This is a genomic window from Colwellia maritima (genome assembly GCF_022669015.1).
Lineage (GTDB): Bacteria > Pseudomonadota > Gammaproteobacteria > Enterobacterales > Alteromonadaceae > Colwellia > Colwellia maritima.
On sequence record NZ_JAKKSL010000001.1, the window covers coordinates 1,308,424 to 1,334,047 of the forward strand.

The following is a 25,624-nucleotide window of genomic DNA, read 5'->3' on the forward strand; positions in this document are numbered from 1 at the left end:
TCACTTATTAATTTTGTGAGTTTTTGTGAGTATTGTTTTCTTGTAGAAAGAACTCTTGTGTTATATTATCACAAGCAATATGACATTACCTTTTCGCTCTAAACAAATCAGTGCTAAAAAACCATCAACCATGACTGCGCTTGCACTCGTGGTTTTTGTAGTGTTATTGATAACGTCAACATTTGTGCACGCCAGTCACGTTGCAATCAATGATATTAATATTGAACAACAAGAGTGTTATATATGTCATCAAGGGCTTGATACCCCACCTGACTTATCACTGATAAAAAATGATTTTATTGCAAGTTATTGCTATATGGTTGCTGATGTTAACTCTGCTCAATTTAAAGTTAATACCTTTGTTCAACCACACTTAAGAGCACCACCAGTGTTTTAGTAAATTTTTATATTATTTTAATCATCAGCCAACATTAATTATTACGTTAAGTTTGTTGTTGATAAACATTATTAATTTTTATTGGAACACAGTCATGTTTATTCATTCTTTTTTAACAAAGAAGCGTTATGCTACTTTTTCTTTAAGCTTATTAGCTGTATCGCTAGGTTATAGCTCGGTAACCCTCGCACAAAATATTTCGGGAAAAGTTGTTGACCAAAAAGGAAAACCTGTTAGCTCAGCTGTAGTTAGCGTTAACGGTATAGCACAATTTATTACCACAGATGAATTAGGTCTTTTCACACTTTCAAATTTACGAGCAGGCCAAGTTGAACTGCATACTACGGCTAAAAACTACGCTCATAAAAATCAATATATTACCCTTGAACAGGCTGATATATCTGATGTGGTTATTCAACTTTCACCTTCTGCATTAGAAGTGATAGATGTATACGCGACCCCATTACATTCTTCTACGATTGAATCGGCTTTACCAGTTAATGTTCTGTCGGGTGATGCCCTTAAATTAAAACAAGCCTCCACCTTAGGAGAGACGTTAAAAAATGAAGTGGGTGTTCATTCAAATTTTTATGGTTCAGTTACCAGTAGCCCTATTATTCGTGGTTTGGACGGTCCTCGCGTACTAATTACACAAAATGGTTTAGATGCCGGTGATGCGTCACGTGTTGGTGCCGATCATGCAGTATCTGCTGAAACAAGTACCGCTACTCAAATTGAGGTGTTACGTGGGCCACTACGTTGTTTTATGGCAGTGGTGCAATAGGTGGTGTAGTGAATGTGGTAGATAACCGTGTTCCTAAATCAAGTGAAACATTAGCAGAATGGTTGTTACAATATAACGATGTATCTGATGAAAAACAGGGATCTTTTTCTGCTCAAACAGGTAGTGAAAATTTTGCTGTGCATCTTGATGGTTTTTGGCGTGATCTTGGTGATTATCGTTTACCAAGTGATTTTGATGCCCATGCCCATGAAGAAGAACATGAAGAAGAACATGAAGAGGGTGAAGAACTGGAAGAAACACCTAGTCATTTAGCTAACTCAGCATCCGAATCCAGTGGTTTTACCTTAGGCTCTAGTTACATATTTGATCAAGGCTATGTTGGGGTTTCTTATGGAAAAATGAGTCGTGACTATGGTATTCCAGGTCATACACATCATGACGAAGAAGAGCATAACGAAGAAGCAATTGATGAAGGTACGCAAGCTGAGATGGAGCAAGACAGAGTACAACTGCTAAGTGAGGTAAACTTTGATAAACATTTCATTAAGCAGTTATCAACTAAAATGGCTTATACCGACTACCAAGATCGAGAAATTGAAGATGGCGAAGTTGGCACTACGTTTAATAATGAAAGTATTGAAGTGAAAACAGATTTATACCATCAAGAAACATATGGTTGGCAAGGTGCTTGGACGTTGCATTATAAAAAATCTGATTTTGAAGCTATCGGCGAAGAAGCTTTTTCTCCACCGTCTACCACGGAAAGTTTTGCGGTTGCGTGGTTAGAAGAAAAACATTTTGACAACCTTTTACTACAAGTTGGTGCTAGAGTTGAGCGTGTTAATATTACTGAAAAAGGTGAAGGGGTTGATTTGTCTGTTTTTGAACATGACGACGATCATGATCATCAGGATGACCATGATGCAGAAAACATTTCATTTGGTAAGCAAAATTTCACCCCAGTAAGTGCCTCTACAGGGCTCGTATGGAATTATCAAACGGGCTATAACCTAGGTGTTTCACTTGCGCTTTCTCAACGTGCACCTTCAGCTGCAGAATTATTTTCATTTGGTCCTCACATAGGTACCAACACATTTGAAGTAGGGGCGCTTTATGATTTATCGTCAGAAAATGGCGAAGTACATGTAGATGCATTCCCACAAACGCCAGATATTGAAACTTCTTACAGCCTTGATTTAACGTGGCGTAAGTTTGAGGGTGATTTTGGTTTTATCATCAGTGCTTTTTATAATCATGTTACAGACTATTACTATCAGCAAGATACCGGGTTATTTTTTGAAGCGGCACATGAGCATGAAGAAGATGTGCACACAGACGATGAAATAGATGAAGAGGGTTTACCCATTTTAGTTTATCGCCAAGACGATGTTGACATGTATGGTGTTGAAGTTGAGTTTGTATATCAAATTGCAGCACCGTTAAAAGCACGATTATTTGGTGATTACATAAACGCACAATTATCTGATGGTGGGTATTTACCGAGAACACCGCCTATGCGTATTGGTGGCGTGTTACAATACCAAGGTGATAGTTATGATGGTGAATTCAGCGTTAATCATTATTTTGAACAAGATAACATTGGTTCATTAGAAACTAAAACGGCGTCATATACTTTACTAGATATCAACATGAATTATTATATTGACGGTATTGGTAATGATTTAGTGGTCTATATCAAAGGCAATAATTTAACAGATGAAGTGGCGAAAGTGCATTCGTCATTTTTAAAAGACGTGTCGCCATTACCAGGACGTAATTTTAGCATTGGTATACGCGGAAGTTTTTAAGCAAGTATTGAACGTTTTGCTGAGTATTTAGTTTTTGAGATGCGCATTCATACACAAGTTTTAATAATACTGATTGGCTAAGTCGATTACATTAATATTTATGATAGTATTTGACTTGTTATAGTTATTGTTTTTACCAAACAGGTGGTTAATGAATGGATAGCGCATCAATAATGGTTTGGAGTGTTTTATTTGGTGGTATCGGAATAGGTTACTTTATGTATGGAAAAAAGCAAAAAGCGATTGTGCCATTCTGTACGGGATTAGCGCTTTTTGTATACCCATACTTTATGCCTAATGTTACGCTATTGTTAGCTGTTGGGGTTGTGTTAGTCGCCATTCCTTATTTCATTAAACTGTAAAGCGCGGTATAAACTATTGGGAGAAAATCTTTGGCAACTAAAGATGAAATAATTGATTTTATGAAGGCAGATTTTCCTCAGGCTAAATGCACGATTGAATCCGTAGGTAAGCAGTCGTCAGTCGTTAAACAGTCAATAGGATTTGATGAATTAAGACCTGGCAATACAGTGTCTGGCCCTGTTTTGATGGCTGTTGCTGATTATGCTTTATATGTTGCTATTTTAGGTGAGATTGGCATTGTGTCATTAACTGTTACTACCAGTATGACTATCAATTTTATGAGAAAACCTTCATCTACCAAGCCCATTATTGGTGAATGTAAATTACTGAAAGTAGGTAAAACACTTATTGTCGGAGAGGTGTCGTTATATTCACAAGGCGATCCTAAAACGGTCGCTCATGTGGTGGGTACATATTCAGTGCCACACTCAAAATAACGGGTAATGCGTTATAGAATGTTTGGCAATAGATAATACGTTGTACAGGAGCAGTTTAATGGATAGTTTGCTAAAAACAGCTATTATTTTAGGTACTGCTAGAGCAGAGGGTAATACCCATAAGTTAGTTAAGTGTTATCAAGCATATCAAGCTGCCGATGTGTTTTTTTTATCAGATTACGCTATCTCAATGTTTGATTATGAGCATAGAAATCAAGAAGATGATTTTATTAACTTAGCTAAGATGCTACTGCATTACGATTACTTGATTTTTGCAACCCCAATGTACTGGTATTCTATGAGCGGGCAGATGAAAGTTTTTTTGACCGTTTATCCGATCTTTTAACGATTAAAAAAGAAATAGGACGTGGTTTACAAGGTAAGTATTGTTCTGTATTAGCGACAGGGTCTGATAATGAATCGCCTTTGTGTTTTGAGCAACCCTTTATTCTTTCGGCAAATTATCTCGGTATGATTTATCATGACATGCTTTATTGCCCATGCGAATATGACTTTGTAGAGAAAGATCATATAGATAAATTATTAAAATTTATCGCGTTAAGTCCCTGCTAGTTATGTTTTTTCTTGTTCCCAAAAGAGCTTATTAAAATGCCACATTCAGCTTTATTGCAACAATATTTATCCTCATTGCAGGCTTTAAAAGCGAAAGAACAGGTACCCGTACTGGATCTTGCCTGTGGTCATGGGCGAAATGGTTTATATTTAATTGAAAATAATATCCCTGTTATTTTTGCTGATGTAAAAGGAGAAATCCTTGAGCAAGTTAAACAGTCAGTAGAAATGTTAGCAACCGATAAACAAAAATTAGCGCACTTTTGGCAAGTGGATTTTGAACTCATCAATGCAGCATCGTCAGCATCTGCTCCGGATCATATTTCACCCCTACAGAATAAGTTATTTAGTGCCATTATTGTGTTTCGTTATTTGCATCGACCATTATTTGAACAAATTAAAGCAGCAATAATACCTGGAGGAATGGTTATTTATGAAACCTTTACCGAGCAGCAAGCTCTGTTAGGTCGCCCTAAAAACTCTGATTTTTTATTAAAACACGGTGAATTAGCCAGTATTTTTTCTGATTGGAAAATAGTGCATAGTTTTGAGGGAATTGTGGACGTTTCTATACAAGATAATACTCAACAAGCCATTGCACAAATAGTAGCGATAAAACCTAATTAACTTTAATTTAGGCATGAATTTATCCATGTTTTTCTTATGTTGTAGCACAATTTTTGTTCATGTTTTTACATCACCAATTTCAATACTTGATATAGATCAATATATGCTTCATTTTGAAGTCATAACTCGTTAGAATAGCGCCAATTTCACTTGTTAGGATGTAATAAAAATGTCACACGAAGAAGAGTTTAAAGATACTACCGGCGTAGGCCAAATTTTGTTATTGGTTGTAGCAATAGTTGTTTTTCCTTTACTGCCAATGTTAATGGGTCGGTTCAATTTACTTCGTTAATATAACCTGAGCTCGGTTTGATATATAGTTAACTTGTTGAAAATTAGACATTAAAATTTCGCTTCACTTCTAGCTTGATAGTTTTACTACTTTAGTCCGCAGAATAAGCAAGGCAAATTTACGCGTCAATAGGGAGCTGTTGTAAGTGAATTTAACGCCGAAGTCAGTAAAAATAGCTGCTAGAAGAACATTTATTTAAGCCGAGCTGAGGTTATTTAGATAGGTAGTGCGACGTGGCCACGAATGAGCAACCTAAGTTAGCTCATTCGTTATTAAGAATATCAAATTGCTCTATACTTACTTTAATCTTATCCCCTCTTTTTCTATGATCAACTTACCATTTTTCAATAAATTTCCAACGGTAGCTTTAAACGTTTTTTTACTTACACCTAACCGTCTTTGAATGAGTTCTGGTGCACTTTTGTCGTGGAGTGGAATAAAGCCATTATTCTTTTCTAACTGGTCTAATAATTTATCAGCGAAGCTATTTACGGTATTTTTACTGCCTCGTGTGAGTAGTAAGTCTAAACGCCCATCTTCGCGAACTTGTTTGATATAACCATCCATTTTTTTGCCGATACGTAGCGGTTGAAAAATTTCATTGTCGTATAATAAACCCCAGTGCAAATCGTTTACTATGGCTTTGAAACCTAGGTCAGTTTTACCGCCAATAATCAGCTTAACTTTATCACCTTGTTGATATTCGGCGGCCAAATATCAATAAACTTATCAAGCTTACTTGATGCAGCAACACGGTCGGTATGTTGATCAAGAAAAATACGCACTAAATAATATTTGCCAACTTCCATATCAGAATGTTGTTGGTTATATGGCACTAATAAATCTTTTGGTAAGCCCCAATCTAAAAAAGCCCCCATTTTATTTACTTGCACAACTTTCAAAGAAACAAATTCTCCTACTTGCCCTAATGCTTTTTCTGTCGTAGCAACAAGTCTGTCAGCCGAATCAGTATAGAGAAAAACGTCAATGCTTGTGCCAACTATGCAATTGGCAGGTACATAACGTTTGGGTAATAATATTTCCCCTAAATCATCACCATCAAGATATACACCGTTATCTTTTACTGCAACAACATTGAGCGTATTATATTTTCCTATCTGAGCGTGAGGAAGGTTAGTTGATTGTTCGCTTGAGTTTGTCATTGATGGTGCCACTTTATGGGGAATTAATTCGGGTGCTAGTTTACCCGATTCTAATACGCTTCACTAATTATTTAGCAAATTGTTCGGCAGCAATTTTAGTTGCTATATATTCACTGTGTCTTAAATGTAGCAAATCAGCAATTTTGCGAATAATGTGCTCTTCAATACTGGTTAATTCTCCATCAGCGTAAGCGACTTGCCACAATAAGGTGACTATTTTGATCCTGTCATCAAGGGAATAGTGCTGATTTACTCTTGTCGTAAATTGATAAAAATCATTAGCATTTTCACTTAAGTAAAAGGCTTGTTCTAAAGTGCTAGTCACTTCAGGCTCTGATAAGTTAAATTGCTTTGTTAAAATAGTGGAGAGTTCATCTTGTTCATTTTCAGTAAACACATGATCAGCCCGCATCACTTCGCAGAGTAATACGGCGCAAGCAATTTCGATAGAAACTGTATTTTCAGTTTGTTTACTTTCAGTGTTCAGCATGGTGTTAAAAAAATCAGTAATTCTATTGAGCATAGTTGTTCCTCGAGAATGTTATAAAAGGCACAATAGTTGTCTTTTAATGTTTTGATAGTGGTTAATTTGCCAAAGTAAATTTATAAAAAGTTCAATAAATGGTGTATTTAACTAACTAGATATTTAGTTATTCAGTTTATGATACTTATTCAAATAAATCTCTTTTAAAATATTTGCAGTTAACTTATTGATAATTATCTGTATTGTTATTTTTGTTGTGTTTTTTTATAACATTTTTGCAAATAGGCGCACATTTTGTAATAGACAGTTACAACTTTATAATATGTCGTGGCGATTAATTCGCTATGATTTATTGATATGATCAGATAATTGTCATTAATTTTCTGTTTAATAATAAATATAGATTTTAAAAGGGATAAAACAGTGGCTCGTAAAAAACAAATAATTATACCTATCGCCATTTTAGCAATTGGAGCACTCGCATTTGTAGGTTTTTCTAGTATGAAAAAGCCGCCTGAAGAAAAGGCTCCTGTAGATAAAACGCCTATTGTTGCAGTTGAAAATATTTCTGTCGCACCTATGACACTTGAAGTCAGTTCTTACGGGATAGTTAAACCTAAATATGAAACGACAATCGTGGCACAAGTTAGTGGTGAAATTGTTGAACTAAGCGATGCTTTTGTTCGTGGAGGACTGATTAAAAAAGATCAATTACTCGCGCGTATCGATCCTAATGATTACCATGCGGCATTAATTGATGCTCAAGCAAATATGGCTTCTGCGCGAGCAGCATTAGAAAAAGAAGTGGCTCAGGGCAAAGTGGCCGAACAAGAATGGAAACAAATAACCGATACATCACCAACCGAGTTAAGTTTACGTAAACCGCAGCTTGCTCAAGAATTAGCCCGTGTTAAATCTGCTCAAGCAGCCATTTTACGTGCTAAACGTAATTTACAGCGCACTGAAATAAGAGCGCCTTACGATGCAATGATCAATAGTCGAAAAATTGGTCTTGGATCATTTGTTGGTGTGGGGAGTGAAATCGGTATGTTACTTGGTACTGATATTGCTGAAGTGCGATTACCTGTTGCGGATAATCAATTACAGTTTTTATTGGATCAAGGAGCACAGGCTAAAGTTAAATTAATAGGTACTTATTCCGGTGAAGAAATACAATGGCAAGCAGAAATAGCACGAAGTGAAGGCGTTATTGATAGTGATAGTCGCATGAGTTATTTAGTGGCAGAAATTAAAGACCCTTATCATTTACAAGAAAACACGAAAATAAATGAACACCCATTACGTTTTGGTTCTTATGTTCAAGCAAAAATATTAGGTGTTGACGTTGCACAGGCAAGTATTGTCCCCCGATATTTAGTGGTAAATAACAGTGTCGCTATTTTAGATAATGAATCAAAACTACATTTCGCAAAAATAAATATTCTGCGAGAGCAGGGCGGTAATGTCATTGTTTCTGATGGTTTGATGGATGGGGATAAACTGATTGTTTCCGCTTTAGATTATCCTGTTGCAGGGATGAAATTAACCTTGGCGAGTGATGAAGCAGAGGAGCTTGAAGATAAAAGCACACAGGAAAATGTCGACACGCAAGTTGTAAGTATTGAGAATAAGGGGGCATAGGTATGAGTTCTCTTTCTGAAAATAACAATAAAGATGACAATGCGGTAATACCCAAAAAAGTAGATGAGACTATTGATACTAATACAGGGATTATTGCTTGGTTTGCCCGTAATACGATTGCGGCTAATTTATTAATGGCGTTTATTTTGATCGGTGGTTTTCTTACGATGCAAACCATTGATAAACAGATGTTTCCGCAAGTAAAAATCAATTGGATTTCATATGCTGCTCCATATCCTGGCGCAGCACCTCAAGAAGTTGAGGAAGGCATCACCATCAAAATTGAAGAAGCACTGAAAACAGTGCAAGGTCTTAAACGAGTGATTACTTATTCAAATCGAAATTTTTCAAATGGTTGGTTTGAAGTAGAGCTTGATTATGATCCTCAAGTTGTATTAGAAGAAGTTAAATCGGCCATTGATTCAATTTCGAGTTTTCCTGATGGGATGGAGCGAATTAAAGTAGAACGCGAAAAATTCCGTCAAGAAGTTATGTACATCAGCTTGTATGGTGATTTGACTAACGGTGAACTTAAAGAGTTAGGTCGTAAAATTCATCATGAAATACAGCAATTACCTAAAATTAATATTTCTGAATTTTATAGTGGTTTAGGTTATGAAATTTCTGTTGAAGTCAGTAAGGATAAGCTTAGAGAATATGGTTTAAGTTTTAGAGATGTTGCCAATGCTGTGCGTAATTCGTCGCGAAATATGTCAGCGGGTCAAATTCGTGCAGAAAATGGCTATATTAATCTCAGGGTTGAAAACCAAGCCTACCGAGGGCATGAGTTTGAACAAATTCCTCTTATTACCTTAGCGGACGGAAGCAAAATTTTATTAGGTGACGTCGCAACCATTAATGATGGCTTTGAAGAAGGATTGCAATATTCTAAATTCAATGGAAAAAACTCCGTAACATTATTTATTGGTGCTGCTGATAATCAAAGTATCACGGATGTTGCCGATGTTATAAATGCTTATGTTGAAGAAAAATCTGAATTATTACCCCAAGGCGTTAAGTTAGAAACTTGGGTAGATATGACCTACTACCTTAAAGGTCGTCTGAACATGATGTTAGATAACATGAAAAGTGGTGCGATTCTGGTATTTTTAATGCCGGCATTATTTTTACGTGTGCGTTTAGCTTTTTGGGTAATGATGGGCTTACCGGTTTGTTTCCTTGGTACATTGCTAGTAATGCCAATGGAATTTATTGATGTAACGATCAATATTATTAGCTTGTTTGCCTTTATTTTGGTGCTAGGTATTGTGGTGGATGACGCTATTGTCATGGGCGAAAGCGCTCATGATGAAATTGAAGAGCATGGGCATACCACTGAAAATGTTATTCGAGGCGTTAAACGTGTAGCCATGCCGGCTACCTTTGGTGTATTAACGACTATTGCTGTTTTTGTACCATTTCTCTTTGGTGAGGGGCCCTCATCGGCTTTTGGTAAGGCTATTGGGGCAGTGGTTGTGCTATGTCTTATTTTCTCGTTGATTGAATCAAAGCTTATTTTACCAAAGACATTTAGTTAAAATGAAAGCAAAGACATTTAATCCTAAAAATCCAATGGATAGAATTCGTCGATGGGTAGATATCAAGTTAAAAGGCTTTATTGAAAATACTTACCGACCGACTTTAACCGTGTGTATTGAATATCGCTATGGCGTATTAATGTTTTTTATTAGTCTTATGCTACTAAGTGCAGGCTTATATAGTGGTGGTTTTGTTCGATTTATAGGACAACCGAAAATCCCTCATGATTTTCCTCGTGTGACTATTGATATGAATATTGATGCTTCAGAAAAAGCGACGTTAAAAACGTTATTAAATATCGAACGTATTATTTACAAAGTAGATAAAGAAGTAGAGGGAAAATATGGTCGTTCTATGATTGCGGATATGCAAGTAGACTTACGTAGCCGCACTAGTGGTAATGTTATGGTTAAATTAGTGATACCAAAAGATCGACCAATTAATACGTTTGAATTGGCTGATTTATGGCGGAAAGCGATCCCTAGTTATCCGGGCGTGAAATCATTAACGATCAGTGATAATTTATTTGGCGGTGGGCGTGATGATGGTGATGTGGCGTTTAAATTAGAAAGTATTGATGATGCACAATTATTAGCAGCAGCCAAACAATTAAAAGCTAAACTTAACTCACTTAAAGGTGTGGGTGATGTCAATGATTCACGTCAAACTAGTGCCAAAGAAGTACAGCTTGAACTGAAGCCTTTAGCTTACAGCATGGGCTTAACATTGGCAGAAGTGGCATCACAAGTTAGTTACAGTTTTTATGGCTTAGAAGCACAACGTATACTACGTGATAGTGAAGAAATTAAAGTGATGGTGCGTTACCCACTAGAACAACGTAGTAGTGTTGGGCATGTTGATGACGTGATGATACAAGCACCTAATGGGGCAGAACTTCCATTGTCTGAACTGGCTGACATTTCATTAACTGACGGTGTTACCCGAATTCGACGTGAAAATGGCAATCGTACAATTAATGTTTGGGCAAGTGTTGATGCAGAGCAAGTTGAGCCATTTGAAGTTGCAAAAGATATTAGGGACAATTTTATTCCTAAATTACTGAAACAATATCCGCATGTTCAGAGTGAAGTGTCTGGTAGTATTCAAGAAGAAATGGACAGTGCTGATAATCAACTTAGAGATTTTGTTGTTTCTTTGATGGTTATATTTTCTTTACTTGCTATTCCATTACGTTCGTATTCACAAGCTGTGATGATTATGGTCGTAATTCCTTTTGGAGTTATTGGTGCGGTATTTGGTCACTTTATTTTAGGTATGGATTTAAGTGCATTATCAATAATGGGAATATTGGCCGCTTCAGGGGTTGTTGTAAATGATTCATTAGTCATGGTGGATTATGTAAATAATGCAAGAAAACGGGGTGAGCGCTTAAAAGATGCGGTTATACATGCGGGTACAAAACGTTTTAGAGCCATCATGCTAACCTCAGCTACGACATTTATTGGTTTAGTACCTATTATCTTTTTTGAAACCAGTGCGCAGGCTCAAATTGTTATTCCTATGGCTGTGTCGTTATCGTTCGGCGTGTTATTTGCCACTATTGTAACGTTAATATTTATACCTAGCCTATACGTTATTATTGAGGATTTACGAACATTATTTAGCCGTAAAAAGAAAACAACGGCTAGGCCAGAAGACATAATAAAAGGGCAAGAATTACCTTTAAATTAATAACACTATTCTTTGCCTATTAGTAAAAAACCACTGTATTATCAGTGGTTTTTTTATTACATTACCGCTAAGCTTAAATCAGTGATTTTTACAAATGAGAACGAAATGAAGCAATTGAACAAATTAACGGTATACAGTTTCTTAATATTACTTATGCAAACGGTTATATCTCATGTCGTTCTCGCACAAGATATAGAGGATGAACAGAGTCATTTTTTTAAGCAAAGTAGTAATGGAACAACGCTTACTGCGGATATTGATGATTTACGTAGTTTACTGCTAAGTGATGCTGAATCTGTACTTGTCGCATTACCTTTGCCTAATGGGGAATTTACTCGTTTTACATTAGTTCCGGTGAAAATCATGGCAGATGGCCTTGCCAAAAAATACCCTAACACGAGGACTTTTGCAGGAACGGAACTTGATAATCTGAGTAATACCGGGCGTTTTGATATTACGCCTAATGGATTCCACGGTATGTTTTATTATGGTGGAGAACGTATATTTATTGAACCTGAAAATGTGTATATTAAAAACCAAGATACTCTTAAATCATCGAAAGAGAAAAGAATTTTTAATGAACATAACAGTGAATATCAGAGTTACTCTGATGTAGATAATCGTTTGGCGAGTAAGTTAACGCATAAATTTCATCCGCCGAAGCAGATGAAATCTCACCCGAGTATATTGCAAGATCCATCCGTTTATCGAGCAAATAAATCGATTGAATCACAAAGCACAATGAAAACCTATCGTATTGCCATAGCAGCAGCAGCAGAATACACAGAGTTTAATGGTGATACAGTAGCCAGTGCAATGGCTGAAATAATTACCTTGGTTAATCGTTTGAATCAGGTGTATCAACATGATTTGGCGATAAAACTAGAATTGGTAGAAAATAATGATTTATTAATTTTCACCAACACTGACACAGACCCATTTAATAATGATAGTGATGATGGTGATATCAACACAGAAGTTATTGACGGTATTATTGGCAGCGAAAACTATGATATTGGTCATGTTGTTAATACCGATGGCGGTGGTTTAGCCGTACTTGGTGGCGTTTGCGATTCGATCTATAAAGGTGATGGGGTAACAGGTGACTCTCATCCCACGAATGATGCTTTTTACATTGATTATGTTGCCCATGAAATAGGACACCAATTTGGTGCTAATCATACGTTTAATGGCTCTGCAGGTGCCTGTGAAGGAAACCGAGTAAGCCATTCGGCTTATGAAGTAGGTAGCGGCTCAACAATTATGTCTTATCTTTGGTATTTGTGATGATCAAAATATACAGCCTCATTCTGATGCATTTTTTCATGCAAGGTCCATAGATCAAATACGTGATAATATTCAAGCAGGGCTTGGTAGTCAATGTGGTGTAGAGACAGGAACACCTAATAATACTGCCGTAGTTGACGCCGGATTAGACTATACCATTCCCGCGCAAACACCTTTTAAATTATCAGGTAGTGCGCAAGATAGTGATAGTGATAGTTTGCGCTATAGGCGGCAACAATTTGATTTAGGCAAAGCAAGCTCATCATTACTTGAGCAAATAGATGACGGCACACGGCCTTTGTTCCGCGCTTTTTTCCCAGTACGGATGTGAGTCGTTATTTTCCTCAATTAACTGATGTACTTAGTGGGGTAAGTACTATCGGTGAATCATTACCGACAACAAACCGAGAATTAAATTTTCGTTTGATGGTGTTTGATGATGAAGGTGGGGTAAGTTTTGATGAAACTAAGTTAACCGTTATTGACACTGGAGAAGCCTTTTCTCTTAATACACCATTATTGGGCGAGACATGGACAAACGCTAGTAATTTAATCGGCAGGTGGTGGCACGGATATAGACCCAATTAATTGCCCGTCAGTTGAGATATTACTTTCTAGAGATAATGGTGATAATTTTGATATTACCTTAGCAAGTGGTGTGGTTAATGATGGTAGTGCCAACATTGATATAGGTTCATTTTGCAGTGATGACATCAACACAATAAGTGCAAGAGTAAAATTGGCCTGTAGCAATAATGTTTTTTACACAATAAATGAGGGGAGCTTTACCATTGATAAAGCTTTAGCATCTAGTGATATTGCCATCATCATCCGGCAACCATTTTCGATTGTGCAAGGAGGTAGTGTTGTACTTAACAGTTCACACTTTACTTATGCCTGTGAAAGCCCTGATTCAATCACTATTCAAGCAGGCGCTAATTATACTGTTTCAGGTGACACTATTACGCCAAACAGTGACTTTGTTGGCGAGTTAAGCGTTCCGGTTATTGCGAATAAAGATACTGTAACTAGTGATGTTTTTGTTGTAGCCATTACCGTAGAAGCAAAACCAGAGCCTGAACCAGATCCTGTGTCAGAAACAACTAGTGGTAAATCTTCAGGAGGTATTTCTTGGTTATTATGCTTTATTCTTGTACTGCCTTTGCGTTATTTGAGTAAAGGGCGATGAGTAACAGCATCAAACGAATATCAACGCTATTTACTCAAACCCTCTTTTGTTAGAAAAGGAACTGTATATCCATGAAATATATTATCTTGATATTATCCGTTTTGTTCAATACCGCTTGTACTACTGTATCGAGTTCAACCGATGAGGTGATTAATGAGAAGGAGACTAAGCCGCATATGATGGAAATAACCGATTCAGATGAATTAAATCAAGCGTTATTGTTAGCGACTAAAAATAAAGATTACAGGTTACTGGTTACTTCAGGCAGAAACATGAATATTCCAGGTGTAGAATCCAGTGATTATAAAGCAGCAATTGCACTTTGTGGGAAAAAGTATTCACCAACCACCGGTGATGTTATTACCTCGGAAGAACAACGAGAGGCGCGTAAAAAAGTTATTAGCTTTATGCGCCAATACAATGAAAAAATGTTAATTATCTGCCAAGAAAACAAACATCAGTTAACGGAAAAGTAATAGGGTCTGATAAGTTTTCAGTAGTTAGCCAAAACTACTGCATTAAGAGGGAGGATAGATTGCTTACCAATCAATCCCCTTTTGTGCTTTTATACTGTTGTCAAAAGCATGCTTGATTGATTGTATTTCGCTAACAGTATCAGCTAAATCAATAATTGAGCGATGACAACCTCGTCCGGTAATTATCACGTGTTGATTCTTAGGACGATTTTTTAAAGCTTCAAGTACTTCATCTAAATCAATGTATTTATAAGCAACCATATAGGTTAACTCATCAAGTAAAACGACATCTATATTGTTATCTTTTAATAATTCTTTACTGCGTTGCCATACTTTTTGTGCTGCGGCAATATCGTGTTCTTTATCTTGAGTATTCCAAGTAAATCCTGTGGCCATCACATCAAAACTAACACCCGCATTTTCAAGTAATGCACGTTCACCACAAGCCCAAGTGCCTTTTATATATTGCACAACAGCAGCATTTAAACCATGACCCACAGCACGAGCAATAGTACCAAATCCTGAAGTAGATTTGCCTTTACCATTACCAGTAATAACAATTAAAATACCGCGTTCTTCTTGGGCATTTTCAATACGTTGATCCACTTTTTCTTTTACGGCTTGCATACGTTTTTTATGTTGTGTACTTTTTGTTTCTGAGCTTTTTTCTTCGCTGTTATCGGTCATCGGATTATATCTTCGCTTTAATAGGAATTATGAATATTCTATAGGGAAGAGTATAAGAGTTATTGGCGGTATTTCAAAGGTTATACGGTGGAGTAATTGATATTTTATTTGCAATGCTTAAGTCTTGAAATGAATGATAGTTACGAAAAGGGAGGAAATAGGAATATTAGGTCTTTGCTAAGAAGTAAAAAGTAACGAGCCTAGTATATGGGCTCGTTACTTTTAGTGCCTTACGGCCGGTTAATGAAACGGAATTACCAAATCGTTACGCGTTTTTCTGGTGCTATATACATTGCATCACCTTCTTTAACATCAAAAGCTTTGTAAAACTCATTCATGTTTGATAGTGAACCTAAGGCGCGGAATTCACCTGGAGAGTGAGGGTCAGTTGCAACACGATTACGCATTGATTTTTCCACTATTTTAGAGCGCCAGATTTGGGCATAGCCCATGAAAAAACGTTGGTCACCCGTTAAACCATCAATAATCGGAGCTTCTTTACCATTTAAAGAGGCTTTATACGCTTTATAAGCAATAGTGACACCGGATAAGTCACCAATATTCTCGCCTAAAGTTAATTCTCCATTAATGTTTAAATCATCAAATACTTGGTAGGCAGAATATTGGTCAACTAATGCTTTGGTACGTTTCGAAAATTCTTTAAGATCTTGCTCTGTCCACCAGTTGCGTAAGTTGCCGATAGCGTCATATTTACTGCCTTGGTCATCAAAACCATGGCCCATTTCGTGACCAATAACGGCACCAATACCACCGTAATTTACCGCGTCATCAGCTTGCATATTAAAGAATGGTGCTTGTAAAATAGCGGCAGGAAATACAATTTCGTTTGCCGGTGGATTGTAATAGGCATTTACCGTTTGAGGGGTCATGTGCCATTCCCATTTATGGATAGGACCTCCTAATTTCGCTAGTTCTTTGTCACCAAGCAACTTTACGGGCACGGATAATATTACCGACTAAATCATCTGCATTGATGGTTAGTTTGGCGTAATCTTCCCATTGATCAGGATAACCAATCTTAGGTGTGAATGCGGCTAGTTTCACTTGGGCTGCTTTTTTAGTGTCCTTTGACATCCAGTCTAAGTTATCAATACTTGAACCGTAGGCATTGCGTAAGTTTTCAACTAACTCACTCATGCGTGCTTTAGCTGCAGGCGTAAAGTGACGAGCCACATAAACTTTACCAATAACCTCACCTAAATTTCTGTTGACTACGCTAACGCCACGTTTCCACTGTGGACGCTGTTCTTTTAGGCCGTTCAGTTGTTTTGAAAAGAAATCAAAATCTTCATTATCAATGTCTGTTGTTAGATAGCTTGAGAAGGCATTTAAGGTATTAAAGGTTAAATATTGCTGCCAAGTAGCTAATGAGGTTTCATCAAATACTTTACCAAAACCTTCAATAAAACTTGGTTGATTGATAATAATATCTTTTTGTTTATTGATCCCTTCAGCACTTAAAAATGCGTTCCAGTTAAATTTATTTGTTAAGGTGTGCAATTTGTTTGTGGAAATCTTATTATAGCTTTTTTCACTGTCTCGCGTTTCGACTCGTGTCCAATGAGAGTTGGCTAATTTGGTTTCTAATACCATTATATTTTTAGCTGAAGCTTTTGCGTTTGGTAATCCCGCTAATGTTAGCATTTTTTCAATATGTGTTAGATAGCTTGCGCGCAGTGATACAAAACGTTCTTCTTCATTAAAGTAGTAATCTCGGTCAGGTAAATTCAATCCACTTTGCCAAATATAAGCAGCATAGCTCGACGAGTCTTTTTCATCTATATTGACATAGAGGGCAAGAGGATTATTAATGCCACTTGATGAGTAGGCACCAAAGAAGGTGGCTAAATCATCTTTATTTTTAAGGTTATTAATTGCATTGAAAATACTATTGATAGGTGTTATGCCAAGCGAGTTTCGTTTATCTGTGTTCATGTATGAGCGAAATAAATCAGCAACTTTTTGTTCATCTGAACCCATCGCTAAATTTTTGGTTGCCGCTAGCTCTTCAATAATCGCTTTTACGTCATTGTCGGCTTTATCTCGTAAATCATAAAAGGAGCCAATCGCGGTTTTATCATCAGGAATGTTATTTTTTTTCATCCATCCGCCATTGATATAACGATAAAAATTATCTTGAGGACGAACACTATGATCTATATTTGCTTGTTCAATACCTGAAGCTAGTACTGATTTTTGAGGCGTTGTAATACTGTTTTTAGTTGTTGATTTTGACTCGTCGCTGTTGCTACAGCCACTAAGTAGCAGTAAAGAAGAGCATACTGCACTTGCTATAATTGTTTTCATGTAATCACTCTCATTTTATTTTTGAACATATGCTACGGCACAATTTATGTTTTGTGTTTAGATTAGATACGTTGTTATGAAAAATATGGTTATTCAATGTTACGAAGAATTTAATTAAACTTCTAGTTAGAGACACATCTATTTACATATTTTATGTAACTAAAAGTTTATAATAAATTTACAAAATGTTTACAAGTGGCTTGAGTTGGTTGGTTAATTTTTTCGGGTAGAATGCTATTTATTTGTCAGGATGAGTAATAAATAGATCAACGGCGCATTGACACATTTCATCAATTTGACTGGCATCACCATAAATTCCATCGATAACCAGTTGTGCTATTCCGTGTAAGGTTGCCCAAGTTACCTGTGCTAGCCTGAGGGAGTTCTGAGATTTGGGGAGTATGCCTTTTTGTTGCCAAGCTTGAGTCATTTCTACTTGATATTGAAAACTAGGATAAGCCACATCAATTAGTGCTTGTGAGCTAGTTGATGTTCCGCTAGCGCTAATTTTTTTCTCATTATTACTCTCCGTTTTGTATTGCTTCCACAATGTACTCCCAAACATCAGTTTATATATAGCCGCATTTTTTGTGGCAAATTGTACATAAAAGTGAACAAAGTCGCGGTATTTTTCTTGATCAGTTAACTCATTATGATTAAAAATTTGCTCTGCTTCTTTTTGCCAAGAGGTAAAACCTTGTGCGGCAATCGCACAAAGTAAATCATTTTTATCTTTAAAGTGATGGTAGGCCGCAGTGCGAGAAACACCTATGCGCTCAGCAAGCTTTCTTAATGATAAGGCTTCTATGCCTTGTTCTGTAATCATTGCGGTTGCTGTTGAAAGTAAGCTCGCTTGTAAATCACCATGGTGATAACTTGATTGTTTAGCTGATGCGTTAGTCGCGGGTGTTTTTTTCATTACTTTCTTTATAGTGGGCATAATTAAAGTGTTTTTCTATGAGGTATAGCAACATTAGAAAATATAATACCAAACAACTAACGACATAAAAATAAGGAATGTTTGTGAACCTAAATCAGTAACAGCCAACATTTGTTGCCCTGATACCAAGCTGTTTAGTCCAATGTAAACCTTACTTCCAGGTACTAAAACAACCATACCTAACAAACGTACAATGGATGAGGGTAAGTTCATAATTCGAGAGAATAAATTACTGTAAATACCTAGGGCAAAAGCGCCGACAAAGGCACCTAAGGCAACACCTAAGTAGCTGCTAGCCCAGATACTAGCGCTAAATGATATATAGCCGGCAATCATGCCCCAAGGGGCATCTTTTAAACGTACTTTGAATAAAATAACTAAAGATATAGTTAAGGTTGTTACGGCAAGCCACGAGGTCCAAACAGGCATAGTTTCGGGTGGTACAAAGCTCACTTCGCCCCATATCAGTTTACCCAAGGCCATACCTAAAACTGCACCAAAGTAAATTTTAAACAGCACCATGATACTGTCCATTATTCTCGCAGTACCTGACATTAAATGCCGAGCAGCTAATTCAGATAATCCTACGGTTAATGATAGCCCTGGGATGAATGCAATGATACTGGACAGTATAACCATGGGTATGTTGATACTAGGATCATACATTGAAATAAGTGAGGCTAACATTGAGGTGGTAATTGCGGCAATTGGTTCAAGCATTTCAGTAACACGGCGTGAATGTTCTGCCCAGACCACAAAAATAAAGACGACAAAACCTAAAATGGTTGACCAAAAAACATCATGCCAACTGGTATGCATTAACATGGCAAAGGCACCGCTCGACGCACCAAAAGCTAAAAAGGTTAAAAATGCGCCGTAAGGCGGGGGCTTTGCATTGACTTCTTTTAACCGTGCAATAGCTTCCTCTAAGGTTCTTTCACCATTGATTAATTCGTCTACCAATTCATCTATGCGTGCTAAAGAGCCTAAATCTATCTCTCCTGGAGTCACTCGCATTAAGTGGTTATATTGTTGGTCGTCTTCATCGTCTGATAAAATAAAAGTTAATGCGGTAGGGGTGATAATAAAAGAAGCACGAAGATCTAAAAAATGCGCGATAGAAAGTAAATTATCTTCTAAACGATAGGCTGTAGAGCCAAGCTTATGTAAGGCTTTACCAAGCTCAATAATAAATCGACGTTTCTGATAAAAGTCATCGGCATGTTTCATATAAGGTACAATAAATAAGGGGAGAATCAAACTTGTATGCTATGTTAATGTATTTTTAGCATTTGTAAATTTTTTCAGGGAAAAAGATGACTTTATTAATTATTTTGGCCTGTGTGTTTGGCGTTGTTGCTTTGATGGTCATTTTAGGCGAGCGGTTCGGTAAACCCATGAGTGAAGAGCAGCAAGCAAAATTCAGTAAAGTAAGTCGGATTTTAGTGTTCGTTTTGTTGCTTGCTGCTATTGTTAAAGAGTTAATTTAGTATTTTACAATTATATTAAGTTATTTAGGTGTAGATTCCGCCACGCTACAATCTGGCCAATCAGCAAAAGGAAACGGATATGCTTCTGAATTAACAGTCAGGAATTGGTTGATTTGGTATTGATACGTATTTAAGTTTTGGCCAAATTTTACCAAAGGCTGATTTGGCTTTTCTGATAATAATAATGAGAAAAATTGAAAAATTGCGATCAATGTTATTCCTAAACGAACAAAGCCTGCAATAAAACCGTAACCTAACATAGCAATACCACGTTTTATGGCATTTTTATTATGCCAAGTTTTTTCAGTTTCAGTTTCAGTTTGTGTTTCGGGCGTGGGCTTATTAACCTCTTCATTATTATTGGCAGACTGTTCTTGTGAAGATTCATGTTTAGCTGATTGAGTACTATCGCTTGTTTGGGTCTCAGTATTCAATTTGGTATTATTTTCTGTATTAGTTTCTGTATTTTTTGCAGCATCAACTGAGCTTTCTTGTTTTGTATTATGTTCAGCCCCGGCTTTCACGTTGCTTTCAATATTATTTTCTACAGGAAATTCATTGTCAGAATTCGTATTTTGGCTAGGCTCTTGTTGTGATGTAAGTTTGTTGTCATCGTTATTCATACTATTTTCCTTTTCTAATATTTGTTTATTCGTCATTACAAGGAAGTAATAGCAAAGAGAATGCCATTATAAATATATAGTTTTTTCAGTATGTTATCAAAGGGAAGATATTACGCCTGAAGATGTGATACTAATACTTAGTCATTTTAAATAAAATGTGGTTGTTTTGACAAATTGATTTGATTGACAATATTATTCAACAACCTTGCATTAGTAATTTAGTTGATAGAAGGAGTGATCTCAAAGTGTTGTTCATGGCTGCATTTTCCTTTTACATTATAACTTCTGTCATACACGGTAATATTGCCATGGTTATCCTGAACAATAATATTGGTTGTGCGCGTGCCATATTCGGGTGAAACAATAAAAATTGAACTTAGTTTTTGTTCCCAGTCTAATGATAGTCCTGTATTTGGTAAGGTTTCTACTGGTGCTTGTTGGTTGTTTTGCATGATGGCAAATAAATCATTAATGGGGAGAGGGTTTTCTGCATTGGCACTGAGTTTAATAGTGTCGGTAAGTTGCTGTTGTCCTAAAGCCATTTTTGGCCAAATATCATCAAGGGCACCATTGCATAAGCTATGAAACCCAGTGGTTAACACTTGTGTTTTTTGGGAAACACTGTCGAAACAGATTAACTTATTGAGTTGGCCAAAGACGATATTAAAACCGTTATACAAATGAGCTGATTCATTTAGTTGAGCAGATATTTTTTGATCTGTTTTAACTAAAGCTTGCAGTACTATGTCACCACGAGATTTTTTATTTTTATCAAGAAGCTGTGGCTGACGAAAATTGGTTAAGGCGCCAAACCGTCCTAGTTGATTTAAACCAAGCCAAGTACCACCTGCTTGCAAATCTTTGCCTGCTAGTAAACGGCTTTGATCTTCAAGCTCAGGCCACCAATGCATCATTTGTGTTGGTCTTTGATGAAATTCATCGCGATTAGCACAAATGACCACTGGATATTTGGGGTGTTGGTTAATAGCAAAAAATAAAATACACATGCTTATTTAGCTTAGCGCTTTAATTCAATTATGATATTTAGTGCGCAAGTTGCTTTAGTTGCTCTTCGCTTAATAAAATATCTTCGTTGTAATTAATACCAACACCTTGCTCAATAATTAATGAAGCTGTCTCTTTAGCTTGCTCTAACGAGTGCATTACTGCGGTGCCACATTGATGTAAATTCAGTTCAGGAATTTCATCTTGACTGGTAACCTCTAAAACATCTTGCATTGATTTAAGCCATGCGTCAGCGACTTGTTGTTCTGTAGGTGTACCAATCACACTCATATAAAAGCCCGTACGACAGCCCATAGGTGATAAATCAATAATTTCAATGTTATCACTGTTAAGGTGCTGACGAATAAACCCTGCGAAAAGATGTTCAAGGGTATGAATAGATTTTTCGCTAATGATTTCCATGTTGGGTTTACAAAAACGTAAATCAAATACGGTAATATTATCACCGCTTGGTGTACTCATTTTCTTAGCTACACGTACCGTCGGGGCATTCATGATAGTGTGATCTACGGTAAAACTGTCTAATAATGGCATAGTAATTCTCTTGAAACGTTACTTAAAAGTTAACAGAAAGGGATTTTATCATATTCATGTCACGTGTGACTAATAAACTGGCGCATCATAATTAACGCCTTCATCACTGTAGGCAGTTACGATAACATCAGCAACTAAGCCATTTGGGTTACTGACTTCATTGTCAAAAAATTGTTGTATCTGTTGGCGACGTCCATGTGCAGCCCAATCCGCAGCGGTTGCCCAAATTTCATTAAAAACGATTGTATGCTTATTGCTTGTTGCACTTTCGTGCGCTATTTGTCTCGTAACCGTGTATTGAATACAGCCTTGTTCGCGATAAGAATCCGGCTCTAATGCCTTAAGCGTATCGAAAAGCGCTTGCTCTTTGCCTGCCTTAGGCTGAAATTGTGCTAAAACATAAACGCGTTGTGTCATGTTTTCTCCGAGTATAAAAATTATGAAAAAAAGAAGGATTAAGTATATAATGTATTCACTTAGTTTAAAGAGATTTTTTCATGAAAGCATGCGGTGTAGAGATAAAGAGTAATGAAGCCATAATTTGTATTATGTCAAAAGAAAATAATTTGTATGATATTCCTCATACGCGGGTTCAAAAGGTTGGTTTAGATAATGCGGGTGATGCAGAGCAAGTGCAGAAGTTTCAGTTCACCTTTGCTAAATTAATGGAAGATTATCAAGTAACCCATGTCATTATTCGAGGTAGAGCGCTAAAAGGTAAGTTTGCAGGTGGTCCAATAGGCTTTAAAGTTGAAGCGGCTATTCAGTTGATCAAAGAATTACAGGTTGAAATTTTAGCAGGAAGTTTTATCAAAAAAGAATTAGCCAAAAGCCAAATTGATATTGATTTTCGTGATACAGGACTAAAGCAATATCAAGAACAAGCATTTGACACTGTGTTTGCATATTTAGAAGGCATTAAATAGTGTTCTTTAGAAGGCATTAAATAGTGTTCTTGTCATAAGACTATGATAACTTTTGTTATTAAAATTCAAATAACAACATAAAATCAATTATGATGAGTTGCTCATTTTAAGTATTAATTTTAGGTGTTAATTTTAGGTATTAATTTTAGGTATTATCTTTAGGAATAGTTATGAAGGAATCGATGCGTCAACTCTATAAAGTACTATTCCGGTTACTACCCTTATGCTGCAAGCATGTGGTGGCTCAGACGATGAAGAAGTTTTGTCTATTTCTGCTGATGTTAGTGAAGCACATTTTAGTAACGAAATTTCGCAGGAATCAACCAGTACCATTGCGGTAAACGTGAACTTTTCTTTGGAGAAGGCTTGTTAGTAGGCTATGCACCCGATGAAAGTCCTGTTGCTTGGTTAGAGTATCGCACTGAAAATGTCACAGACACTTCAGCAACGATTTACATAGATGTTATCAACGCACAATTTTATGCAGCTGATACCTATACAACAACGTTACGATTAGCGACAAGCAATGAAGATTTTACTCAATACTCATCACATGACATTGAGGTTTCATTATTAGTATGGGAGTTGGCCGTTGACACTCAAAAAGTAAAATATAATGGTACTTTTGGTGTTGAAAGTTTGCCTTCCCAACGTATCACTATTGCCGAAGTTAGTGAGTGGACAGCTACTACTGACGTTGATTGGTTGTCATTAGACATAACATCAGGTAGCGGTGAGACAGAAATTGAAGTAACCCCTGATATTACTGCATTTACCGTACCCCTGGCTTGCAACAAGGTAATATTGTTTTAACTGAAATAGCGTCAGGTGATACTAAACTTGTCCCTGTGGAGTTGGCGCTTGACAATGTTTACATGTTAGCTGAGCAACCCAGTATTTCATTAACGTCAACAAGTAGTAACTCAGTATTAGAGCGAACAGTAACGATTAGCAATAATACTGCTGAAACTATAGATTGGCAGGCATCTACAGAGGCGGATTGGCTTACTTTAACGCCAATTAATAATACCCAATTGAAAATTGCTGCTGATCCAACAGTTGCGCCGATGAATACAAGTTCTTTAGCTCAAGTGACTATTGCTGCTAGTGAAGAGACTGGTGTAGTTAGTGAAGCGATCAATGTTAATTTTTACAATAGTGATCAGGTTGTTGAAAATAAAGTATTGGAAAATTTAGAAATCAATAGCAATGAAATACTTCCCTCTCCTTTATTTCCTAAATTTTACGTCGCGGTGGATAACCAATTAAAGACTTACCATCAGTACACTGGGGTGCTTGAATCTACCTTAGCAGTATCACCAGATAACACAGTGTTAGAGCAATTAATCATGCATCCGGCAGGTGATTATTTATTAGCGAAAGCTGTTGAAACAGTGGTTAATCCAGATGATGAAACGACTTCCGAGTTGGTGCATCGTTATAGAGTAAATCTTGCTGATAATGTGATCACTGAATTATTGACAGGGGATATTGTATCTGAGCCTATCGATATAGTGCGGCTTTCAGGGCGTTACTTCGTTATTACACAAGTATTAGAATTTGCAGACGAAAACCTACAAGTATTGTTTTTAGATGGTGCTAATGCTTTTTTTGCTAGTAAGGTTGATGTCGCCACACAAAAAAACACACTGTTTGCCTTAGATTACGATGCCGCAAGCTTCAAACGATACCTACCACAAGTTAACGATTTTGGTGATGATAAAATTTCTGTCTCATTAACACATGAATATCATCCTGCATTATTGGCAGAAGGTAAGCGTATTATTGATTTTATGGTCTCTAATGATGAACAAAATATTTATGCAATTAGTGAGTCTAGTGAGTGGATTAGTTTTGATGGTGATGATTTTGTGGACAATGGTTTACTCGAAGCTAGTGCTTCGGTGGTAACTTTGTTTTTGGAAAAAAACAGTGAAGGCAATCCAAATTATTTAAGATTTGATGGAGCGAATGCGCTTGGGATTTATTTAGCTACTTATGATTCGAATCAAAATATTACTTCAACAACTTATACAGAAGGAAGGTTGCCAACGCGTGTTAAATTATCAGGTGATGCTCAGCGTGTAATTATTAATGTGGATGCCTCTACTGACGAAACGCTTGAATCGCAAGTTGAGATTGTAACAATATCGCAGTAGTACTCTGTCTTTCTTCGGGCTTTTAATGGGCTATTCATAAAATAAAAAGGAGCATCTTTGCTCCTTTTTTTGCTTTTTATATCTACACTAATACTAATTCTATTAAAAAAATTCTTTTAAAAATACAAGGAACATGATTTAATCAAACACCTGTTTGAAAGTCTGACCACTGACCAGTTGTGTTGATTTTCGTAAAAC

The 25,624-nt window shown here is 36.7% G+C and carries 25 protein-coding genes and 4 pseudogenes; 19 read left to right on the forward strand and 10 right to left on the reverse strand.

Annotated features, from left to right (window positions below; translation table 11 throughout):
• Positions 1-79 precede the first annotated feature (79 nt).
• From L3081_RS06480 to L3081_RS26500, 8 genes are all read left to right on the forward strand, one after another.
• Positions 80-397: a hypothetical protein gene (locus L3081_RS06480; protein ID WP_242284303.1), complete on the forward strand. Its 318-nt coding sequence runs from the start codon at positions 80-82 to the stop codon at positions 395-397.
• 94 nt (positions 398-491) lie between these two features.
• On the forward strand, positions 492-1,181 hold the full coding sequence (locus L3081_RS28070; RefSeq protein WP_338027145.1) for a carboxypeptidase-like regulatory domain-containing protein: 690 nt from the start codon (positions 492-494) through the stop codon (positions 1,179-1,181).
• Positions 1,157-2,950 (forward strand): TonB-dependent receptor domain-containing protein, encoded by a 1,794-nt coding sequence (locus tag L3081_RS06485; RefSeq protein ID WP_338027146.1) that lies wholly within the window; start codon positions 1,157-1,159, stop codon positions 2,948-2,950. The genes L3081_RS28070 and L3081_RS06485 overlap by 25 nt, the downstream gene beginning before the upstream one ends.
• Positions 2,951-3,105: 155 nt before the next feature.
• Positions 3,106-3,312: a hypothetical protein gene (locus tag L3081_RS06490; protein WP_242284304.1), complete on the forward strand. Its 207-nt coding sequence runs from the start codon at positions 3,106-3,108 to the stop codon at positions 3,310-3,312.
• A 30-nt stretch (positions 3,313-3,342) separates the two neighbouring features.
• Positions 3,343-3,750 (forward strand): PaaI family thioesterase, encoded by a 408-nt coding sequence (locus L3081_RS06495; protein WP_242284306.1) that lies wholly within the window; start codon positions 3,343-3,345, stop codon positions 3,748-3,750.
• A 58-nt stretch (positions 3,751-3,808) separates the two neighbouring features.
• Positions 3,809-4,096: a flavodoxin family protein gene (locus tag L3081_RS06500; RefSeq protein ID WP_242284307.1), complete on the forward strand. Its 288-nt coding sequence runs from the start codon at positions 3,809-3,811 to the stop codon at positions 4,094-4,096.
• A 263-nt stretch (positions 4,097-4,359) separates the two neighbouring features.
• The gene (locus L3081_RS06505; protein ID WP_242284308.1) at positions 4,360-4,950 is read left to right on the forward strand and encodes a class I SAM-dependent methyltransferase; all 591 of its coding nucleotides are present in this window, start codon (positions 4,360-4,362) and stop codon (positions 4,948-4,950) included.
• Positions 4,951-5,119: 169 nt separating this feature from the next.
• The gene (locus tag L3081_RS26500; protein WP_274620349.1) at positions 5,120-5,242 is read left to right on the forward strand and encodes a hypothetical protein; all 123 of its coding nucleotides are present in this window, start codon (positions 5,120-5,122) and stop codon (positions 5,240-5,242) included.
• Positions 5,243-5,539: 297 nt separating this feature from the next.
• Here L3081_RS26500 and L3081_RS06510 read toward each other — a convergent pair.
• Both L3081_RS06510 and L3081_RS06515 read right to left on the reverse strand, forming a co-directional pair.
• Positions 5,540-6,405: pseudogene (locus L3081_RS06510) on the reverse strand (CvfB family protein).
• Positions 6,406-6,472: 67 nt separating this feature from the next.
• The gene (locus tag L3081_RS06515; RefSeq protein ID WP_242284309.1) at positions 6,473-6,928 is read right to left on the reverse strand and encodes a tellurite resistance TerB family protein; all 456 of its coding nucleotides are present in this window, start codon (positions 6,926-6,928) and stop codon (positions 6,473-6,475) included.
• A 384-nt stretch (positions 6,929-7,312) separates the two neighbouring features.
• On the opposite strand from L3081_RS06515, the gene L3081_RS06520 reads away from it, so the two are divergent.
• From L3081_RS06520 to L3081_RS06545, 6 genes and pseudogenes are all read left to right on the forward strand, one after another.
• Positions 7,313-8,530 carry an efflux RND transporter periplasmic adaptor subunit gene (locus L3081_RS06520; RefSeq protein ID WP_242284310.1) on the forward strand — a complete coding sequence of 406 codons (1,218 nt, stop codon included), beginning with the start codon at positions 7,313-7,315 and terminating at the stop codon, positions 8,528-8,530.
• 2 nt (positions 8,531-8,532) lie between these two features.
• A pseudogene (locus tag L3081_RS06525) lies at positions 8,533-11,761 on the forward strand (efflux RND transporter permease subunit).
• A 153-nt stretch (positions 11,762-11,914) separates the two neighbouring features.
• Positions 11,915-13,048, forward strand: a complete 1,134-nt coding sequence (locus L3081_RS06530; protein ID WP_242284311.1) for a reprolysin-like metallopeptidase — start codon at positions 11,915-11,917, stop codon at positions 13,046-13,048.
• A 327-nt stretch (positions 13,049-13,375) separates the two neighbouring features.
• Positions 13,376-13,636, forward strand: a complete 261-nt coding sequence (locus L3081_RS06535; RefSeq protein ID WP_242284312.1) for a hypothetical protein — start codon at positions 13,376-13,378, stop codon at positions 13,634-13,636.
• Between the two features lie 70 nt (positions 13,637-13,706).
• Positions 13,707-14,237 (forward strand): hypothetical protein, encoded by a 531-nt coding sequence (locus tag L3081_RS06540; RefSeq protein ID WP_242284313.1) that lies wholly within the window; start codon positions 13,707-13,709, stop codon positions 14,235-14,237.
• A gap of 71 nt (positions 14,238-14,308) precedes the next feature.
• Entirely contained in the window at positions 14,309-14,713 is a 405-nt protein-coding gene (locus tag L3081_RS06545; RefSeq protein ID WP_242284314.1) for a hypothetical protein, read from the forward strand.
• Positions 14,714-14,776: 63 nt separating this feature from the next.
• Here L3081_RS06545 and cobO read toward each other — a convergent pair whose 3' ends face one another.
• The 4 genes and pseudogenes from cobO to L3081_RS06565 all read right to left on the reverse strand — a co-directional run bounded on the left by cobO (position 14,777) and on the right by L3081_RS06565 (position 19,898).
• Positions 14,777-15,400: a cob(I)yrinic acid a,c-diamide adenosyltransferase gene (cobO, locus tag L3081_RS06550; protein WP_242284316.1), complete on the reverse strand. Its 624-nt coding sequence runs from the start codon at positions 15,398-15,400 to the stop codon at positions 14,777-14,779.
• A gap of 254 nt (positions 15,401-15,654) precedes the next feature.
• Positions 15,655-17,728: pseudogene (locus L3081_RS06555) on the reverse strand (M13 family metallopeptidase).
• Positions 17,729-17,966: 238 nt separating this feature from the next.
• Positions 17,967-18,647: a TetR/AcrR family transcriptional regulator gene (locus tag L3081_RS06560; protein ID WP_242284318.1), complete on the reverse strand. Its 681-nt coding sequence runs from the start codon at positions 18,645-18,647 to the stop codon at positions 17,967-17,969.
• Between the two features lie 23 nt (positions 18,648-18,670).
• Positions 18,671-19,898: pseudogene (locus L3081_RS06565) on the reverse strand (threonine/serine exporter family protein).
• A gap of 86 nt (positions 19,899-19,984) precedes the next feature.
• Here L3081_RS06565 and L3081_RS06570 point away from each other — a divergent pair.
• Positions 19,985-20,158: a hypothetical protein gene (locus tag L3081_RS06570; protein WP_242284320.1), complete on the forward strand. Its 174-nt coding sequence runs from the start codon at positions 19,985-19,987 to the stop codon at positions 20,156-20,158.
• Positions 20,159-20,178: 20 nt separating this feature from the next.
• Here the strand turns inward: L3081_RS06570 and L3081_RS06575 are convergent, their stop codons facing one another.
• The 4 genes from L3081_RS06575 to L3081_RS06590 all read right to left on the reverse strand — a co-directional run bounded on the left by L3081_RS06575 (position 20,179) and on the right by L3081_RS06590 (position 22,758).
• Positions 20,179-20,781 (reverse strand): DUF4389 domain-containing protein, encoded by a 603-nt coding sequence (locus tag L3081_RS06575; protein WP_242284321.1) that lies wholly within the window; start codon positions 20,779-20,781, stop codon positions 20,179-20,181.
• A 218-nt stretch (positions 20,782-20,999) separates the two neighbouring features.
• Positions 21,000-21,788 (reverse strand): NRDE family protein, encoded by a 789-nt coding sequence (locus L3081_RS06580; protein ID WP_242284323.1) that lies wholly within the window; start codon positions 21,786-21,788, stop codon positions 21,000-21,002.
• A 37-nt stretch (positions 21,789-21,825) separates the two neighbouring features.
• Positions 21,826-22,341: an S-ribosylhomocysteine lyase gene (gene luxS / locus L3081_RS06585; RefSeq protein ID WP_242284324.1), complete on the reverse strand. Its 516-nt coding sequence runs from the start codon at positions 22,339-22,341 to the stop codon at positions 21,826-21,828.
• A gap of 69 nt (positions 22,342-22,410) precedes the next feature.
• Entirely contained in the window at positions 22,411-22,758 is a 348-nt protein-coding gene (locus L3081_RS06590) for a putative quinol monooxygenase (protein ID WP_242284326.1), read from the reverse strand.
• Positions 22,759-22,838: 80 nt separating this feature from the next.
• On the opposite strand from L3081_RS06590, the gene L3081_RS06595 reads away from it, so the two are divergent.
• From L3081_RS06595 to L3081_RS06610, 4 genes are all read left to right on the forward strand, one after another.
• Positions 22,839-23,267, forward strand: coding sequence for a DUF3010 family protein (locus L3081_RS06595; RefSeq protein ID WP_242284328.1), 429 nt, complete (start codon positions 22,839-22,841; stop codon positions 23,265-23,267).
• Between the two features lie 223 nt (positions 23,268-23,490).
• Complete coding sequence (locus L3081_RS06600) at positions 23,491-23,640, forward strand: hypothetical protein (RefSeq protein ID WP_242284330.1); 150 nt, start codon at positions 23,491-23,493, stop codon at positions 23,638-23,640.
• Complete coding sequence (locus tag L3081_RS06605) at positions 23,634-24,080, forward strand: hypothetical protein (protein WP_242284332.1); 447 nt, start codon at positions 23,634-23,636, stop codon at positions 24,078-24,080. Before L3081_RS06600 ends, L3081_RS06605 begins: the two co-directional genes overlap by 7 nt.
• On the forward strand, positions 24,056-25,426 hold the full coding sequence (locus tag L3081_RS06610) for a hypothetical protein (RefSeq protein ID WP_242284334.1): 1,371 nt from the start codon (positions 24,056-24,058) through the stop codon (positions 25,424-25,426). Before L3081_RS06605 ends, L3081_RS06610 begins: the two co-directional genes overlap by 25 nt.
• The last annotated feature ends 198 nt before the right edge of the window (positions 25,427-25,624 follow it).